The organism is Pseudomonas sp. URMO17WK12:I7 (assembly GCF_003269045.1).
GTDB lineage: Bacteria > Pseudomonadota > Gammaproteobacteria > Pseudomonadales > Pseudomonadaceae > Aquipseudomonas > Aquipseudomonas putida_J.
Genome location: NZ_QLTL01000009.1, coordinates 109,083 through 126,661, shown reverse-complemented (window position 1 = coordinate 126,661; position 17,579 = coordinate 109,083). Strand labels below are relative to the sequence as shown.

The 17,579-nt window shown below is 64.1% G+C and carries 16 protein-coding genes; 9 read left to right on the top strand and 7 right to left on the bottom strand.

Annotation, left to right across the window (positions count from 1 at the left end; genetic code table 11):
• Nucleotides 1–5 precede the first annotated feature (5 nt).
• The 3 genes from H040_RS14135 to H040_RS14125 all read left to right on the top strand — a co-directional run bounded on the left by H040_RS14135 (nucleotide 6) and on the right by H040_RS14125 (nucleotide 3,061).
• Nucleotides 6–866 carry a glycine betaine ABC transporter substrate-binding protein gene (locus H040_RS14135; protein WP_027918158.1) on the top strand — a complete coding sequence of 287 codons (861 nt, stop codon included), beginning with the start codon at nucleotides 6–8 and terminating at the stop codon, nucleotides 864–866.
• Nucleotides 867–1,088: 222 nt separating this feature from the next.
• Nucleotides 1,089–1,400, top strand: a complete 312-nt coding sequence (locus H040_RS14130) for a DUF485 domain-containing protein (protein ID WP_027918159.1) — start codon at nucleotides 1,089–1,091, stop codon at nucleotides 1,398–1,400.
• On the top strand, nucleotides 1,397–3,061 hold the full coding sequence (locus tag H040_RS14125; protein ID WP_027918160.1) for a cation acetate symporter: 1,665 nt from the start codon (nucleotides 1,397–1,399) through the stop codon (nucleotides 3,059–3,061). The genes H040_RS14130 and H040_RS14125 overlap by 4 nt, the downstream gene beginning before the upstream one ends.
• A gap of 52 nt (nucleotides 3,062–3,113) precedes the next feature.
• On the opposite strand, the gene H040_RS14120 is transcribed toward H040_RS14125, so the two are convergent.
• Nucleotides 3,114–3,266, bottom strand: coding sequence for a DUF3309 family protein (locus H040_RS14120; RefSeq protein ID WP_012271016.1), 153 nt, complete (start codon nucleotides 3,264–3,266; stop codon nucleotides 3,114–3,116).
• 312 nt (nucleotides 3,267–3,578) lie between these two features.
• Here H040_RS14120 and H040_RS14115 point away from each other — a divergent pair, with 312 nt between their 5' ends.
• Nucleotides 3,579–4,388 (top strand): SDR family oxidoreductase, encoded by an 810-nt coding sequence (locus H040_RS14115; protein WP_027918161.1) that lies wholly within the window; start codon nucleotides 3,579–3,581, stop codon nucleotides 4,386–4,388.
• Nucleotides 4,389–4,515: 127 nt separating this feature from the next.
• Nucleotides 4,516–4,698 carry a carbon storage regulator CsrA gene (csrA, locus tag H040_RS14110; RefSeq protein WP_027918162.1) on the top strand — a complete coding sequence of 61 codons (183 nt, stop codon included), beginning with the start codon at nucleotides 4,516–4,518 and terminating at the stop codon, nucleotides 4,696–4,698.
• A 150-nt stretch (nucleotides 4,699–4,848) separates the two neighbouring features.
• Here the strand turns inward: csrA and H040_RS14105 are convergent, their stop codons facing one another.
• The 5 genes from H040_RS14105 to mnmC form a co-directional block, all read right to left on the bottom strand.
• On the bottom strand, nucleotides 4,849–5,076 hold the full coding sequence (locus H040_RS14105) for a YheU family protein (RefSeq protein WP_003252629.1): 228 nt from the start codon (nucleotides 5,074–5,076) through the stop codon (nucleotides 4,849–4,851).
• Between the two features lie 55 nt (nucleotides 5,077–5,131).
• On the bottom strand, nucleotides 5,132–6,316 hold the full coding sequence (locus H040_RS14100; protein ID WP_027918163.1) for an osmoprotectant NAGGN system M42 family peptidase: 1,185 nt from the start codon (nucleotides 6,314–6,316) through the stop codon (nucleotides 5,132–5,134).
• A 97-nt stretch (nucleotides 6,317–6,413) separates the two neighbouring features.
• Nucleotides 6,414–8,159 carry an N-acetylglutaminylglutamine synthetase gene (ngg, locus tag H040_RS14095; RefSeq protein WP_027918164.1) on the bottom strand — a complete coding sequence of 582 codons (1,746 nt, stop codon included), beginning with the start codon at nucleotides 8,157–8,159 and terminating at the stop codon, nucleotides 6,414–6,416.
• 3 nt (nucleotides 8,160–8,162) lie between these two features.
• Entirely contained in the window at nucleotides 8,163–9,950 is a 1,788-nt protein-coding gene (locus H040_RS14090; protein WP_027918165.1) for an N-acetylglutaminylglutamine amidotransferase, read from the bottom strand.
• Between the two features lie 409 nt (nucleotides 9,951–10,359).
• Entirely contained in the window at nucleotides 10,360–12,327 is a 1,968-nt protein-coding gene (gene mnmC / locus H040_RS14085; protein WP_027918166.1) for a bifunctional tRNA (5-methylaminomethyl-2-thiouridine)(34)-methyltransferase MnmD/FAD-dependent 5-carboxymethylaminomethyl-2-thiouridine(34) oxidoreductase MnmC, read from the bottom strand.
• A gap of 106 nt (nucleotides 12,328–12,433) precedes the next feature.
• Between mnmC and pap the strand changes: the two genes are divergently transcribed.
• Together pap and H040_RS14075 are read left to right on the top strand one after the other, a co-directional pair.
• Nucleotides 12,434–13,927, top strand: a complete 1,494-nt coding sequence (gene pap / locus H040_RS14080; protein ID WP_027918167.1) for a polyphosphate:AMP phosphotransferase — start codon at nucleotides 12,434–12,436, stop codon at nucleotides 13,925–13,927.
• 117 nt (nucleotides 13,928–14,044) lie between these two features.
• A complete protein-coding gene (locus H040_RS14075; protein ID WP_027918168.1) occupies nucleotides 14,045–14,998 on the top strand; it encodes a DMT family transporter in 954 nt (317 codons plus the stop codon).
• Between the two features lie 132 nt (nucleotides 14,999–15,130).
• On the opposite strand, the gene H040_RS14070 is transcribed toward H040_RS14075, so the two are convergent.
• On the bottom strand, nucleotides 15,131–16,525 hold the full coding sequence (locus H040_RS14070) for a class II fumarate hydratase (RefSeq protein WP_027918169.1): 1,395 nt from the start codon (nucleotides 16,523–16,525) through the stop codon (nucleotides 15,131–15,133).
• Nucleotides 16,526–16,680: 155 nt separating this feature from the next.
• Between H040_RS14070 and H040_RS14065 the strand changes: the two genes are divergently transcribed.
• A complete protein-coding gene (locus H040_RS14065; RefSeq protein WP_027918170.1) occupies nucleotides 16,681–17,205 on the top strand; it encodes a DUF2059 domain-containing protein in 525 nt (174 codons plus the stop codon).
• Between the two features lie 10 nt (nucleotides 17,206–17,215).
• Nucleotides 17,216–17,512, top strand: coding sequence for a BolA family protein (locus H040_RS14060; RefSeq protein WP_027918171.1), 297 nt, complete (start codon nucleotides 17,216–17,218; stop codon nucleotides 17,510–17,512).
• Nucleotides 17,513–17,579 lie beyond the last annotated feature (67 nt).

Genomic DNA, 17,579 nt, shown 5'->3' with positions numbered 1-17,579 from the left:
CTTTGATGGCTACTTTTACAAGAATGCGCCGTTTCCTGGGTGTGGGCACCGCCCTGGTATTGGCCATGGGCGCTGCACAGGCCATGGCCAAAGAAGTAAGCATTGGTTACGTGGATGGTTGGGCCGACAGTGTGGCGACCACCAACGTGGCCGCGGAAGTGATCAAGCAGAAACTCGGCTACGACGTGAAGCTGCAGGCGGTTGCCACCGGCATCATGTGGCAGGGTGTGGCCACCGGCAAGCTCGACGCCATGCTCTCGGCCTGGCTGCCGGTAACCCACGGTGAATACTGGGCCAAGAACAAGGACAACGTGGTCGACTACGGCGCGAACTTCAAGGATGCCAAGATTGGCCTGATCGTCCCCGAGTACGTCAAGGCCGTGAGCATTGCCGACCTCAAGACCGACAGCAGCTTCAAGCAAAAGATCGTCGGTATCGATGCCGGCTCCGGGGTGATGATCAAGACCGACCAGGCGATCAAGGACTACGACCTGACCGGGTACAAACTGCAGGCCAGTTCCGGCGCGGCGATGACCGCCGAGCTGGGCCGCGCGTATGCCAAGCAACAGTCGATTGCAGTGACCGGCTGGGTGCCGCACTGGATGTTCGCCAAGTGGAAGCTGAAGTTCCTCGAAGACCCGAAAGGCGTGTATGGCGCGGCTGAGACCGTGAACAGCATCGGCAGCAAGGAGCTGGCGACCAAGGCACCGGAAGTGGCGGACTTCCTGAAGAAGTTCAGCTGGCAGTCCAAGGATGAGATCGGCGAGGTGATGCTGGCGATCCAGGAAGGCGCCAAGCCTGAGGCGGCGGCCAAGGACTGGGTGGCCAAGCATCCTGATCGCGTGAAGGAGTGGACTGGCAAGTAACTGCCGCTAGGGCCAGTTTTGATTCATCGCGGATAAATCCGCTCCTACAGGGGCATGCAACGCCTGTAGGAGCGGATTTATCCGCGAAAGGCCCCTCTGTTTGTTACGCAATCGGTAAAACACCGTTGCATCTAAGACTAAGGTCGTCTGGTTGGCGTCCAACAGCTGCATAAAGTAAGGGTGTGGGTTCCATCCCCTACCTGTGCTGCTAGGACAAAAACAATGAACGACAGCATTTACCTCTCGATACAAAACAGCCCGCGCTTCAAGGAGCTGGTCAGCAAACGTGAACGGTTCGCCTGGATACTTTCGGCGATCATGCTCGGCCTCTACTGTGCCTTCATCCTCCTGATCGCCTACGGTCCTCAGATTCTGGGCGCCAAGCTCAGCCCTGACTCGTCGATTACCTGGGGTATTCCCCTGGGCGTCGGCCTGATCGTTTCGGCATTCGTCCTGACCGCCATCTACGTGCGCCGCGCCAACGGCGAGTTCGATGAGCTGAACAAGGCCATCCTGAAGGAGGCGCAACAATGATTCGCCACGCCAAAGCCTTGGCCGTACTGGCCTGCGGAGCCTTCGCACCCGCCGTGTGGGCCGCCGATGCCCTGACCGGCGAGGTGCAGAAACAACCGCTCAACGTCCCGGCGATCGCCATGTTCGTGGCCTTCGTCGCCTTCACCCTCGGCATCACCTACTGGGCTTCCAAACGCAACAAGTCGGCGGCGGACTACTACGCTGCCGGTGGCAAGATCACCGGTTTCCAGAACGGCCTGGCGATTGCCGGTGACTACATGTCGGCGGCCTCGTTCCTGGGTATTTCCGCCCTGGTGTTCACCTCCGGCTACGACGGCCTGATCTATTCGATCGGGTTCCTGGTCGGCTGGCCGATCATCCTCTTCCTGATTGCCGAACGCCTGCGCAACCTCGGCAAGTACACCTTCGCCGACGTCGCCTCGTACCGTCTCGGGCAGAAGGAAATTCGCACGCTGTCGGCCTCCGGTTCGCTGGTGGTGGTGGCGTTCTACCTGATCGCGCAGATGGTGGGCGCGGGCAAGCTGATCGAGCTGCTGTTCGGCCTGGACTACCACGTCGCGGTAATCCTGGTGGGTATCCTGATGTGCCTGTACGTGCTGTTCGGCGGCATGCTGGCCACCACCTGGGTACAGATCATCAAGGCGGTGCTGCTGCTGTCCGGTGCCAGCTTCATGGCACTGATGGTGATGAAGCACGTCGGCTTCGACTTCAACACGCTGTTCTCCGAAGCGATCAAGGTACACGCCAAGGGCGAGGCAATCATGAGCCCGGGCGGCTTGGTCAAGGACCCGATCTCGGCATTCTCGCTGGGCCTGGCGCTGATGTTCGGTACCGCTGGCCTGCCACACATCCTGATGCGCTTCTTCACCGTCAGTGACGCCAAGGAAGCGCGCAAGAGCGTGCTGTACGCGACCGGCTTCATTGGCTACTTCTACATCCTCACCTTCATCATTGGCTTCGGTGCAATCCTGCTGGTCAGCACCAACCCGGAATTCAAGGACGCCGCTGGCGCCCTGATCGGTGGCAACAACATGGCGGCGGTGCACCTGGCCGATGCCGTGGGTGGCAGCGTGTTCCTCGGCTTCATCTCGGCCGTGGCCTTCGCCACCATCCTGGCAGTGGTAGCCGGCCTTACCTTGGCCGGTGCCTCGGCGGTTTCCCACGACCTCTACGCCAGCGTCTGGCGCAAGGGCAAGGCCAACGACAAGGACGAGATCCGCGTGTCGAAGATCACCACCATCGCCCTTGGCGTGCTGGCGATCGGCCTGGGTATCCTGTTCGAGAAGCAGAACATCGCCTTCATGGTCGGCCTGGCGTTCTCCATCGCCGCCAGCTGCAACTTCCCGGTGCTGCTGCTCTCGATGTACTGGAAGAAGCTGACCACCCGCGGCGCCATGATTGGCGGCTGGCTGGGCCTGGTGAGTGCGGTTGGGCTGATGATCCTCGGCCCGACCATCTGGGTGCAGATCCTTGGTCATGAAAAAGCCATCTACCCGTACGAATACCCAGCGCTGTTCTCGATGATCATCGCCTTCGTCGGTATCTGGTTCTTCTCGGTCACCGACAAGTCCAAGGCCGCGGATGACGAACGTGCCAAGTTCTTCCCGCAGTTCGTCCGCTCGCAGACCGGCCTGGGGGCTTCCGGCGCCGTTTCGCACTGATCCATCCGGCAATGAAAAACCGCGCCTCGGCGCGGTTTTTCGTTTGTGCCGGCTAGATCATGCCTAGCAACAACAGCACCAGCAGAATCACCAGCACCACGCCGACGATGCCGGATGGGCCATAGCCCCAGCTGCGCGAGTGCGGAAAGACCGGTAAGCCACCAATCAGCAGAAGGATCAGGATAATGATGAGAATCGTGGTCATGACGGAGTCCTTGCGTGGTTGAGGGTCAAGGGCCTCGGATTGCTGGCCTCTTGCTAATTCGGACTGCTGCCGCTTGCGAAAGATTCCATTTGAATACTGCCTGTGCCGGCCTCTTCGCGGCTAAAGCCGCTCCCACAGGGATCACCTCAGGCCTGAGGCCAGTACAGTACCTGTAGGAGCGGCTTTAGCCGCGAAGAGGCCGGACCTGACCACGCAGTCATGCCTGCCCATTCACTATCCTGATGAACCCTGCCACCCACGAAGGCCTTGATTAGACTCATTGCACAACCTGTCAGAACAAGGCGTGCCACCATGCAAAACCGCATCATGATCACTGGCGCCGGCTCTGGCCTCGGCCGCGAGATCGCCCTGCGCTGGGCGCGCGAGGGCTGGAGCCTGGCGCTGGCCGATGTCAACGAAGCGGGCCTGCGCGAAACCCTGGAAATGGCAAGGGCTGCAGGCGGCGATGGCTTCGTCCAGCGCTGCGACGTGCGCGATTACAGCCAGCTCACTGCCCTGGCCCAGGCCTGCGAAGAAAGGTTCGGCGGCATCGATGTGATCGTCAACAACGCCGGTGTCGCCTCGGGCGGTTTCTTCGCCGAGCTGTCGCTGGAGGACTGGGACTGGCAGATCGCGGTCAACCTGATGGGCGTGGTCAAAGGCTGCAAGGCGTTCCTGCCGCAGCTCGAACGCAGCAAGGGGCGCATCATCAACGTGGCTTCGATGGCGGCCCTGATGCAGGGGCCGGGGATGAGCAACTACAACGTTGCCAAGGCTGGTGTGCTGGCGCTGTCGGAAAGCCTGCTGGTGGAGCTGCGCCAGCTTGAAGTGGCGGTGCACGTGGTATGCCCGTCGTTCTTCCAGACAAACCTGCTCGACTCCTTCCGCGGGCCGAACCCGGCGATGAAGGCTCAGGTCGGCAAACTCCTGGAGGGCTCACCGATCAGTGCGGCAGATATTGCTGACTACATCCATCAACAAGTCGCCGCGGGTGAGTTCCTGATCCTGCCCCATGAGGCCGGGCGCCAGGCCTGGCAACTCAAACGGCAAACCCCGGAGCGGCTGTACGACGAGATGGCGGACATGGCGTTAAAGATGCGGGCCAAGGCGCAACCGCGCTGATTGCAGGCGTTGTCTGTAGGAGAAATTACCTGGCCTTGTAGGCCTGCTCTGAATTGCTGGCGAAGTATTGTCCAGACGAATATCCCCAAGCACTCTGCGACTTTTCCTGTTGCGAGGAGGCCGGAGCATGTTGGTGATTGGGCGTGAAGTAGGCGAAGTCATCACTGTGGGTGACGATATTCGGATCAAGATAGTGGAGTCGCGCAATGGCATGGTGCGTTTTGGCGTGGAAGCACCACGCAATGTGTCGGTGCACCGGGCCGAAGTCTATCGGCGCATCAAGGCGGCGGCAGAGCGCAAGGCTGATTGACCTGCGCCGGCCCACGTAGGAGCGGCCTTGCGTCGCGAAGCGCTGCACAGCAGCCCCAGTATTCTCGGCGTCGCCGCTGATATCCTGGGCCGCTTTGCGGCCCATTCGCGACACAAGGCCGCTCCTGCAGCACCTGCGAACGGCTCGATGTCAGTCGAGCAGTTCGCGGGGCACATCATGCTTGGCGAGCAACTGGCACTGCTGGCTCTCCAGGTCGAAGAGGATGAACGCCTGGCCCTTGGCCAACGCCTGGCGCACCCGCAGCACGCGGGTTTCCAGCGGGGTGTCGTCGCCGTTGTCGGTGCCATCGCGGGTAACGAAGTCCTCGATCAGGCGGGTCAGTGTTTCGGCTTGCAGTTGGTCGTAGGGGATCAGCATGGGCAGCGCACGGTCTTGTTCATCAGGCCTTGCATGCTACGCGATTCTGCGCCCATCAGCTTTTGTTTCCTACCAGGCTGTCCACGGCCGGCACCCGGGTGTCGCTCTCCATCTGCGCATCGTGCTCCAGCTGGTGGCTGAAGCGCTCGAGCGAGGCATTGGCCGGTTGCGAATCGCTGGCGAACACTGGTGGGCTGATCAGGTAGGCCGAGAGCAGGCGGCTGAGCGCGGCCAGGCTGTCGATATGGGTCCGCTCGTAGCCGTGGGTTGCATCGCAGCCGAACGCCACCAGCGCGGTACGGATGTCATGCCCGGCAGTCACGGCCGAGTGCGCATCGCTGAAGTAATAGCGGAACAGGTCGCGGCGTACCGGGACATCCTGGTCGCCGGCCAGCTTCAGCAAGTGGCGTGACAGGTGGTAATCGTACGGCCCGGAAGAATCCTGCATGGCCACGCTCACCGCATGCTCGCTTGAGGCCTGGCCGGGGGCGACCGGGGCGATGTCGATGCCGACGAACTCGCTGACATCCCAGGGCAGGGCAGCGGCAGCGCCAGAGCCGGTTTCTTCGGTGATGGTGAACAACGGGTGGCAGTCGATCAGCGGTTGACGGCCACTTTCCACCACTGCCTTGAGTGCCGCCAGCAGGGCTGCCACGCCTGCTTTGTCGTCCAGGTGGCGAGCGCTGATGTGGCCACTTTCAGTGAACTCCGGCAGCGGGTCGAAGGCGACGAAGTCACCGATGGCAATGCCGAGTGCTTCACAGTCGGCGCGGGTGGTGCAGTAGGCGTCCAGGCGCACCTCGACGTGTTCCCAGCTGACCGGCATCTGGTCGATCGCAGTGTTGAAGGCGTGGCCGCTGGCCATCAGCGGCAGCACGCTGCCGCGGAACACGCCGGTGTCGGTGAACACGCTGACCCGGCTGCCCTCGGCGAAGCGACTTGACCAGCAGCCCACCGGCGCCAGGGCCAGGCGGCCGTTGTCCTGCAATTGGCGTACGCTGGCGCCGATGGTGTCGAGGTGGGCCGACACGGCGCGGTCGGGCGAACTCTGCCGGCCCTTGAGAGTGGCGCGGATGGTGCCGCGGCGGGTCAGCTCGAAGGGAATGCCCAGTTCATCCAGGCGTTCGGCCACGTAGCGCACGATGGTGTCGGTGAAACCGGTCGGGCTGGGGATGGCGAGCATTTCCAGGAGGACGCGCTTGAGGTAGTCGAGGTCGGGTTCGGGGAGTCGTTCGGTCATGGGGATTCCTCGTTTCCTGTACTGGCCTCTTCGCGGGTGAACCCGCTCCCACAGGAATCTCACATCCCCTGAGAACGGCGAAGAGGCCATTGATGTGTCATGCCAGAGGCCGGCTATGAGGGAACAGCAGGTCGACAAACCGTTCAGCCGTCGGCTGCGGTTCGTGGTTGGCCAGCCCGGCGCGCTCGTTGGCTTCGATGATCACGTAATCCGGGTGCTCGGCATCGCGGACCATGAAGTCCAGGCCCACCACCGGGATTTCCAGCGCTCGCGCCGCACGTACCGCTGCATCGGCCAACACCGGGTGCAGGCGTTCGGTCACGTCCTCCAGTGTGCCACCGGTATGCAGGTTGGCCGTGCGCCGCACCGCCAGGCGCTGGCCGGCCGGCAGCACATCGTCGTAACCCAGGCCCACGCCGAGCAGGGTACGCTCGGTCTCGTCATCCAGCGGTATGCGGCTTTCGCCACCGGTTGCCGCCTGGCGCCGACGACTCTGCGCCTCGATCAGCTGGCGGACCGTGTGCTTGCCATCACCGATCACCTGGGCCGGGTGGCGAATCGCCGCTGCCACCACCTCATAACCAATCACCAGGATGCGCAGGTCGCTGCCGGCATGGAAGCTTTCCAGCAGCACGCGGCTGTCGAAGCGGCGGGCATTTTCCACGGCCTGGGTCACTTCCTCGATGCAGGTCAGATTGACCGCCACGCCTTGGCCTTGTTCGCCATCCACCGGCTTGACCACCACCGCGCCATGCTCGTCGAGAAACGCCAGGTTGTCGTCGGCATTGCCGGCCAGCTGCTGCGCCGGCACCTGCAGCCCGGCGTTGTGCAGGGCCTGCCGGGTCAGGCGCTTGTCCTGGCACAGGGTCATGGTCACGGCGCTGGTCAGGTCGCTCAGCGACTCGCGGCAGCGAATGCGGCGACCACCGAGGCTGAGGGTGAACAGGCCACCAGCGGCATCGTCAACCTGTACCTCGATGCCACGGCGCAAGGCCTCGTCGACGATGATGCGGGCGTAGGGATTGAGGCCGGCTTCCGGGCCGGGGCCAAGAAACAGTTGCTGGTTGATGCCATTCCTGCGCTTGACCGCGAAGGTCGGCAGGTTGCGAAAACCAAGCTTCTCGTACAGGCGTTTGGCCTGGCGATTGTCGTGCAGCACCGACAGGTCCAGATACGTCAGGCCACGGCTCATGAAGTGTTCGATCAGGTGGCGCACCAGCACCTCGCCAACGCCCGGGCGGGTGCACTGCGGGTCTACGGCGAGGCACCACAGGCTGCTGCCGTGTTCGGGGTCGTCGAACGCCTTGCTGTGGTTCAGCCCCATGACGCTGCCGATTACCGCGCCGCTGTCTTCATCCTCTGCCAGCCAGTACACCGGGCCACCGAGGTGGCGCGGGGTAACCCGTTCGGGGTCGACCGGCAGCATGCCGCGCGCCTGGTACAGGGTATTGATCGCCTGCCAGTCGCCGGGGTTCTGTGCCCGGCGCACGCGGAAGCCGCGAAACACGCGCTGCGCCGGGCGGTAGTCGGTGAACCACAGGCGCAGGGTGTCGGAGGGGTCGAGAAACAGCTGCTGCGGGGCTTGCGCCAGCAACTGCTGGGGCGCCGCCACGTACAGGGCGATGTCGCGCTCGCCGGGGCGTTCGTCCTGCAGCGCGGCGGCAAGGCTGGCGGCGTCCGGGTAGGTGTGGCCGATCAGCAGGCGGCCCCAGCCACAGTGCAAGGCCCGCGGCTGGTCGTGGGGCTCGCTGCCGTCGCCGGCCAGGCGCGCCTGCAGGCGCTCGTAGGACGGCGCCTGGCCGCGCAGAAGGCGCTGACCGTAAGCGATTTCGTGGGCTTTCATCGGTCAGATTCCTTGTTCGCTGAGCCACAGGTTCAGGGCCGCCAGCTGCCACAGCTTGGAGCCGCGCAGCGGGGTGAGCTGGCCGTGTGGGTTGCTCAGCAGGCGGTCGAGCATGGCCGGGTTGAACAGCCCACGGTCCTGGCTCGGGTCGGTCAGCAGGTCGCGCACCCAGCCCAGGGTCGCACCTTCCAGGTGCTTGAGGCCGGGCACCGGGAAGTAGCCCTTCTTGCGGTCGATCACTTCGTGGGGGATTACCCGCCGCGCGGCCTGCTTGAGCACCTGCTTGCCACCGTCGGGCAGCTTGAAGCGTGCCGGAATGCGCGCTGACAGCTCGACCAGGCGGTAGTCGAGGAACGGCGTGCGTGCTTCCAGGCCCCAGGCCATGGTCATGTTATCGACCCGTTTGACCGGGTCGTCCACCAGCATCACCGTGCTGTCCAGGCGCAGTGCCTTGTCCACGGCATCGGGTGCGCCAGGGCGGGCGAAGTGCTCGCGGACGAAGTCGCCCGCAGCGTCGGTTTCCAGCAGCCAAGGGGCCTGGACGGTGTCGCGGTACTCGTCATGGCTGCGGTCGAAGAAGGCGTCACGGTAGGCGGCGAAGGCATCCTCGGCGCCGTCCACTTTCGGGTACCAGTGGTAGCCGGCGAACAGCTCATCGGCGCCCTGGCCGCTCTGCACGCCTTTGCAATGCTTGGCCACTTCCCGCGACAGCAAGTAGAAGGCGATGCAGTCATGGCTGACCATCGGCTCGCTCATGGCGCGGAAGGCGGCTGGCAACTGCTCGATGATCTCGTGCTCAGCGATGCGCAGCTGGTGGTGGCGGGTACCGTAATGCTTGGCGATCAGGTCGGAGTACTGGAACTCGTCGCCGCGTTCGCCGCCGGCATCCTCGAAGCCGATGGAGAAGGTCGACAGGTCATCCACGCCAACTTCGCGCAGCAGGCCTACCAGCAGGCTGGAGTCGACACCGCCAGACAGCAGCACACCAACGTCCACGGCTGCGCGCTGGCGGATCGCCACGGCATCGCGGGTGGCGTCGAGCACGCGGGTGGTCCAGCCCTCCAGGTCGAGGTCGCGCTCGTCCGGGTTGGGGCCATAGTGCAGCTGCCACCAGGTCTGACGTTCGATTTCACCGTGGCGGTCGATGCGCATCCAGGTGCCGGGTTCGAGCTTCTGCACGTTGGCCAGCAACGTGCGTGGCGCTGGCACCACGGCATGGAAGTTGAGGTAGTGGTTGAGCGCCACGGGGTCGATCATCGGGTCGATGTCGCCACCCTTGAGCAGCGCCGGCAGGGTCGAGGCGAAGCGCAGGCGTTCGCCGTTGCGCGACAGGTACAGCGGCTTGACGCCCAGGCGATCGCGGGCCAGGAACAGGCGCTGGTTGTCGCGCTCCCAGATGGCCAGGGCGAACATGCCATTGAGCTTGGGCAGCAAGGCCGCGCCCCAGGCGTGGTAACCCTTGAGCAACACCTCGGTGTCGCCTTCGGACCAGAAGCTGTAGCCCAGGTCCTGCAGCTCCTGGCGCAGTTCGGGGAAGTTGTAGATGGCGCCGTTGAAGGCCAGCGACAGGCCCAGAGTGTTGTCGACCATCGGCTGCGCCGAGCCGTCAGACAGGTCCATGATCTTCAGTCGGCGATGGCCGAGGGCGATCGGGCCTTGGCTATGGAAGCCCCAGGCGTCTGGGCCTCGGGGCGCCAGGTGATGGGTTATGCGCTCTACCGCAGCCAGGTCGGCTGGGCGAGGGGCTTGGTCGATGGGGGTGAAACGCAACTCTCCAGCTAATCCGCACATAAGTCCTTACCGGTTTTTCCGTTGGGGAATGAGTGCCCCGGATTAGGGCACCCTGTAAGGAACTGACCTGTGTGGTTTGTGGGAGTTTTAGATCGATCTGTTATAAGCAGTGGTGGGGGTGGAAGTGTTTGACGATCGTTCTGTGTGGGCATCGAGATCGAGCGCCGCCCGCGCGGCGCATCGCGGATGAATCCGCTCCTACATTTATTGCAACGTGCCGAACCTGTAACGCCATGGTTGCCTGCCTTGGCGCATGACTTGAGCCGTGCAAACCGGCTGACCACCATGGCCTCACAGGCATGGCCACGTTGCAACAAATGTAGGAGCGGATTCATCCGCGATGCGCCGCGCGGGCGGCGCGCGGTTTCACAGGCGTTGCAAACGTATCGTCATACCGCGCCCACCCTTCTCACTGCCCGCGAATCAGCTTGCGCAACATGAATCGATTGGGATGGCAGGCCTCAGCCACCGCCCGCGGCAACGGCAACGGCTCACCACTGGCCCAGGCGGCAATCAGCTCGCCACTCAACGGCGCCGTGATCAACCCCCGCGAGCCATGCCCACTGTTCACATACAACCCTTCCAGCCAAGGGCACGCCACCTCCGGCACCTGCCGCGCATCCTTGCCGAGCACCGCATAAGCCTCGGCGAACAGCGCCGGGTCGGCCAGCGGCCCGACAATCGGCAGGTAATCCGGGCTGGTGCAACGAAACGCCGCACGGCCTTGCAACTGCGTGGCGTCGAGGGCCTCTGCACCCAGGCGCGAGGCCAGGTCGGTAGAAATCTCTTCCAGCAACGCCAGGTTGCCCTGGTGTTCCGCTACCGTCGGGGTCAAGTCGTCGCTGTGGAAGTCGAAGCTGGCGCCCAAGGTGTGTTCATCATGGCGGGGCGGTGCGACGTAGCCATCGGCGCAGACCACGGTGCGCAATGCACGGCTGGCCTCCGTGGCCGGCAGGCGGGTGATCTGCCCACGAATACGCTTGAGCGGCAGCTGCGCGCAGGGCGCGAAACGGCGCACATCGGCAGCCCCGGCCAACACCACCAGCGGTGCGCTGGCCAGCAAGCGCTCACCTTCCCACGCCTGCCACAGGCCGTCGGCCCTGCGTAGTTCGAGCACATCCTGGTGGAGTTGAACGCGAATGTTCGGGTGCTGCAGCTGCGCCTGGCACAAGGCGGGTGGGTGCACCCAGCCACCTTGCGGGTAGAACAGGCCACCGGCCGGCAGCGCCACCCCGGCAATGGCTTCGGCTTCAGCCTGCTTCAGTGCACGCAGCAGGCTGTTGTCGAAGGCCTCGGCAAGCTTGGCCTGGCGCTCGCCTTCCTTGCTGTCGAAGGCCAGCTGCAGCACGCCGCAAGCGTCCCAATCCTGGCCGCGCTGCAACTGCTCCAGCTGGCGCCGGGTGTAGCCGAAACCGGCCAGGATCATCTGCGACAGGGCGGTGCCATGGGCGGACAGTTTCAGGTACAGCACGCCCTGTGGGTTGCCCGAAGCCTCCTGCGCGGGTGCCGCGTGGCGCTCCAGCACCGTTACCTGCCAGCCGCGTGCGGCCAGGCTGGCAGCACTGGCACTGCCCGCCAGGCCGGCCCCGATCACCAGTGCCTGGCGCGGGCCTGCCACGGGGGCAGGGCGGGCGTACCAGGGTGCGGCGACGGCCGCGGATGGATGCCCGGTGTATACACCACTCATCACCTCCCACTTCTTGCCGATGCCGGGGATCTTCTTCATGGTGAACCCGGCATCGATCAGCCCGCGGCGTACCCAGCCGGTGGTGGTGAAGGTCCCCAGTGCGGTACCGGCGTGAGCCAGGCGTGCCAGGTGCGCAAACAGCTCGGGGGTCCACATGTCGGGGTTTTTCGCGGGTGCGAAGCCGTCGAGGAACCACACGTCGATGCGCGCGTCGAGCTGCGGCAATTGCTCCAGTACGTCACCGATCAGCAGGGTCAGGGTGACCCGGCCGTTGTCGAAGCTGAACTGCTGGAAGCCGGGGTGAACCGCCACGTACTGTGCCAGGAACGGCTCGGTGAAGGCCGCCATCTCGGGCCACAGGCGCACGGCGCGGGCCATGTCGTCATGGCCGAGCGGGTACTTCTCGACACTGATGAAATGCAGGCGCGCATCGGCATGGGCCTGTTCGGCGAACAGCTGCCAGGCGCAGAAGAAGTTCATGCCGGTGCCAAAGCCGGTCTCGCCGATTACCAGGCAGCCATGTGGCGCCAGGTCGGCGAAGCGCTGCGCCAGGCGGGTCTGCTCTAGGAACACGTAGCGGGTTTCGTCGGTGCCTTCGTTTTTTGAGAAGTAGACGTCGTCGTACTGCCGCGAGTGGGGGCGGCCCTGGTCGTCCCAGTCGATCTGGGCGTGTTGAAGAAGGGTGGACATGGTTGGCTCGGTTGCAGCGGATGTGCGGATTTTATGTCATCTACCGGGTTTGCACAGGTACAACGCAAATCCGCTAGTCTTGCTTATCCAATGAAGGAGCCAGTGCATGTTCGAATCCGCGGAAATCGGTCACAGCATCGACAAGGAAACCTACGACGCAGAAGTCCCCGCATTGCGCGAGGCGCTGCTCGAAGCCCAGTACGAACTCAAGCAACAGGCGCGGTTCCCGGTGATCGTGCTGATCAACGGTATCGAAGGCGCCGGCAAGGGCGAAACGGTCAAGCTGCTCAACGAGTGGATGGACCCGCGCATGATCGACGTGCTCACCTTCGATCAGCAGACCGACGAAGAACTGGCCCGGCCACCGGCCTGGCGCTACTGGCGTGCGCTGCCGCCCAAGGGGCGGATGGGCGTGTTCTTCGGCAACTGGTACAGCCAGATGCTCCAGGGCCGGGTGCATGGCCACTTCAAGGATGCCGTGCTCGACCAGGCGATCACCGGTGCCGAACGGCTCGAAGAGATGCTTTGCGACGAAGGCGCGCTGATCATCAAGTTCTGGTTTCACCTGTCCAAGAAGCAGATGAAGGCGCGCCTGAAATCGCTCAAGGACGACCCGCTGCACAGCTGGAAGATCAGCCCGCTGGACTGGCAGCAGTCGGAAACCTATGACCGTTTCGTGCGCTTTGGCGAGCGCGTGCTGCGCCGCACCAGCCGCGACTATGCACCGTGGCATATCGTCGAAGGGGTCGACCCGAACTACCGCAGCCTGGCGGTGGGGCGCATCCTGCTGGAAGGCCTGCAGGCGGCCCTGGCCAACAACCCCAAGGGCAAGCACCAGGCCAACGTCGCCCCGCTGGGCCAGAGCATCGACAAACGCAGCCTGCTCGGCGCGCTGGACATGACCTTGCGCCTGGACAAGCACGACTACCAGGAACAACTGGTCACCGAGCAAGCCCGCCTGGCCGGCTTGCTGCGTGACAAGCGCATGCGTCGGCATGCCCTGGTGGCGGTGTTCGAAGGCAACGACGCCGCTGGCAAGGGCGGTGCCATCCGCCGCGTGGCGGCAGCGCTTGACCCGCGCCAGTACCGCATTGTGCCGATTGCCGCGCCCACTGAAGAAGAGCGCGCGCAGCCGTACCTGTGGCGGTTCTGGCGGCACATTCCGGCGCGCGGCAAATTCACCATCTTCGACCGCTCCTGGTATGGCCGGGTACTGGTGGAGCGGGTGGAGGGCTTCTGCAGCCCGGCCGACTGGATGCGCGCCTACACCGAAATCAACGATTTCGAAGAGCAACTGGTGAATGCCGGCGTGGTGGTGGCCAAGTTCTGGCTGGCGATTGACCAGCAGACCCAGCTGGAGCGCTTTGAAGAGCGTGAGCAGATTCCGTTCAAGCGCTACAAGATCACCGAAGACGATTGGCGCAACCGTGAAAAGTGGGACGATTACACCCAGGCCGTGGGTGACATGGTCGATCGCACCAGCAGCGAAATCGCACCTTGGACGCTGGTCGAAGCCAACGACAAGCGCTGGGCGCGGGTGAAAGTGTTGCGCACAGTCAATGAAGCCTTGGAGGCGGCCTTCGCCAAGCACAAGAAATGACCAGGCATGCCATCAGGGAATGACCCGATGAATTTATTTCCCGGTAGTTTCCTCCGGGCCTGTGCCTCAAGCCCTTAGAATTCGGTTACCCCCACCACGGGCTTATTCGAGGACTGTATGCACACAACTTCCGGCCGTTGGGGCTACGGCCTGTTTCTGGCACTGCTGACCGCGCTGCTCTGGGGCATCCTGCCGATCAAGCTCAAGCAGGTGCTGCAGGTGGTCGACCCGATGACGGTCACCTGGTACCGCCTGCTCGTCTCCGGCGGCGTGCTGTTCGCCTGGCTGGCGGCCCAGCGGCGCCTGCCTTCGCTGCGCAAGCTGGCACCCAAGGGCAGGGCCCTGATCGTGGTGGCCGTGTTCGGGCTGATGGGTAACTACGTGTTGTACCTGATCGGCCTGAACCTGCTGAGCCCCGGCACCGCACAGCTGGTGGTGCAGATGGGGCCGGTGCTGTTGCTGGTGGCCAGCGTGCTGGTATTCAAGGAGCGTTTCAGCCTGGGGCAAGGCATCGGTTTGCTGGTGCTGCTGGGCGGTTTTGGCCTGTTCTTCAACCAGCGCCTCGAAGAACTGCTGACCTCACTGGGTGCCTATACCACGGGGGTGCTGACCGTTCTGCTGGCCACCAGCATCTGGGTGTTCTATGCCCTGAGCCAGAAGCAGCTGCTGACGGTGTGGCATTCGCAGCAGGTGATGATGGTTATCTACCTGGCCTGCGCGGCATTGCTGACGCCGTGGGTGCATCCGCTGGAGGCACTGCGATTGACCCCGGTGCAGGGTTGGCTGCTGCTGGCCTGCTGCCTGAACACCTTGGTGGCCTATGGCGCGTTTGCCGAGGCGCTGGCGCATTGGGAGGCATCGCGGGTGAGTGCCACGCTGGCGCTGACGCCGCTGGTGACTTTTGTGGCGGTGGCGCTGGCGGCTGTGGTGTGGCCGGAATATGTTCAGGCCGAGGACATCAATGCCTTGGGGTACGTGGGAGCGATGACCGTGGTGGCGGGGTCGAGCCTGGTGGCCTTGGGGCCGTCGCTGGTGGCCGGGTGGCGGGCCAGAAGAGCGCGCCTGGCCTAAGTTGATGTGTTGTCTGTGCCCGCCTCTTCGCGGGTAAACCCGCTCCCACAAGGAACCCAAAGGCTTGAACCTGGTGAAATCCCTGTGGGAGCTGGTTTACCCGCGAAAGGGCCGGCACAGGCGATGCCTCATTCAGCCCTTGCCACCGGGCGCCAGCATGTTCTCCGGCCTCACCCACTGGTCGAACTGCTCATTGGTCAGGTACTTCAACTCCAGCGCCGCCTCGCGCAAGGTCTTGCCCTCGCCATAGGCCTTCTTGGCAATCTCCGCCGCCTTGTCATAGCCAATATGCGGGTTCAGCGCCGTCACCAGCATCAGCCCACGCTCCAGGTGCGCCGCCATCTGCTCGGCATCCGGTTCGATCCCGGCCACGCAATGCTGCTGGAAGTTGCGACAGCCATCGGCCAGCAGCTCGACCGACTGCAGCAGGTTGTGGATGATCACCGGCTTGAACACGTTCAGTTGCAGGTGCCCCTGGCTCGCGGCAAAGCCGATCGCCGCATCGTTGCCCAGTACCTGGCAGGCCAGCATCGACAGCGCTTCGCACTGGGTCGGGTTGACCTTGCCCGGCATGATCGAGCTGCCTGGCTCGTTGGCCGGCAGGCGCACTTCGGCCAGCCCCGCACGTGGGCCCGAGCCGAGCAGGCGCAGGTCATTGGCGATCTTCATCAGCGCCACTGCCAGGGTCTTCAGCGCACCGGCCAGGCTGGTCAGCGGCTCATGGCCGGCGAGGGCGGCGAACTTGTTGGGGGCGGTGACGAAGGGCAGGCCGGAGAGGGCGGCCAGTTCGGCGGCCACGGCTTCGGCAAAACCATGCGGGGCGTTCAGCCCGGTGCCCACGGCCGTACCGCCCTGGGCCAGCTCGCACACCGCCGGCAAGGTGGCGCGGATGGCGCGCTGGGCGTAGTCGAGCTGGGCGACGAAGGCCGAAACTTCCTGGCCGAAGGTGATCGGCGTGGCGTCCATCATGTGCGTGCGGCCGGTCTTGACCAGCTTGCTGTGGCGCGCCGATAGCTCGGCCAGCCCCGATGAAAGCTCGGCGATCGCCGGCAGGAGTTTTTCATGCACCGCCTGGGCGGCGGCGATGTGCATGGCGGTGGGGAAGCAGTCGTTGGAACTCTGCGAGCGGTTCACGTGATCGTTGGGGTGCACTGGCGCCTTGCCACCGCGGCCCTTGCCGGCCAGCTCGTTGGCGCGCCCGGCGATCACCTCGTTGACGTTCATGTTGCTCTGGGTGCCGCTGCCGGTCTGCCACACCACCAGCGGGAACTGGTCGTCGTGTTCGCCGTCGAGCACTTCGTCGGCGGCCTGTTCGATCAGGCGGGCGATGTCGGCGGGCAGGTCGCCGTTGCGGTCGTTGACCCGCGCAGCGGCTTTCTTGATGAGTGCCAGGGCGTGCAGCACCGCGAGCGGCATGCGTTCCTTGCCAATGGCAAAGTTGATCAGCGAACGCTGGGTCTGCGCGCCCCAGTAGGCGTGCTCAGGAACTTCGACCGGGCCCAGGCTGTCTGTCTCGATACGGCTCATGCTGCGTTCACTCCTTTGTCAGTCAGAATCAGCAGTTTAGGCCCTCATGCGTGCGAGCGGTTCATTCGCTCGTCGTGCCACTTGAGCGCTGCGACCCTGCGGGAGCAGAATGCTCTACTCTGAGGTACCGCCTCCCCCTCCTTGAAGGAAATGCAATGACCCGTCTTCGTGTCCTCTGTGCTGCCGTTGCCCTGGCCTGTGCCAGCGGCCAGGTACTCGCTGCCACCGCCAGCCACAACGCTGCCGCCGAGAAATTCCTGACCCTGGCCAATGCCGACAAGCTGGGCACTCCGGTGTACATGCAGGTCCAGCAGATGTTTGCCCAGCGTTTCGCCCAGACCAAGGCCCCGGCCTCCAAGCAACCGGTGCTCGAGAGCTACCAGGCCAAGGCCAACGCCGCGCTGGACAACGCCATTGGCTGGAACAAGCTGAAGCCGAAGATGGTCGACCTGTATACCCAGACCTTCACCGAGCAAGAGCTCAAGGACCTGGTCAAGTTCTACGAGTCGCCGCTGGGCAAGAAGGTCCTGCGTGAAATGCCGAAGGTCACCCAGCAGTCGGCCCAGCTGACCCAGACCAGCCTGGAACCGGCCGTGCCGGTGGTCAACAAGCTGCTCGACGACATGACCAAGGAGCTGGACCCGAACGCCGGCAAGGCCGCCGCCCCGGCCAAGAAGTGAGCCATAACCGATGAGCATGCAGCAACGCATCGAGCAGCAACTGGCCGCGCTGGCCCCGCAACACCTTGAAGTGCTCAACGAAAGCCACATGCACAGCCGTGGCCAGGAAACCCACTACAAGGCGGTGATCGTCAGCGAGCAGTTTGCCGGGCTCAACAGCGTCAAGCGCCACCAGAAGGTCTACGCCACCATGGGTGAGCTGATGGGTGAGATCCACGCCCTGGCGATCCACACCTACACGGCCGAGGAGTGGGCCAAGGTGGGCGTGGCACCGGCCTCGCCAGTGTGTGCTGGCGGCGGGCACTGAATCCTTTCCGTCGTTCTGGTACAATCCTGCAAAATCCGGGGGCCGCTTTGCGGCCCTTTCGCGACAC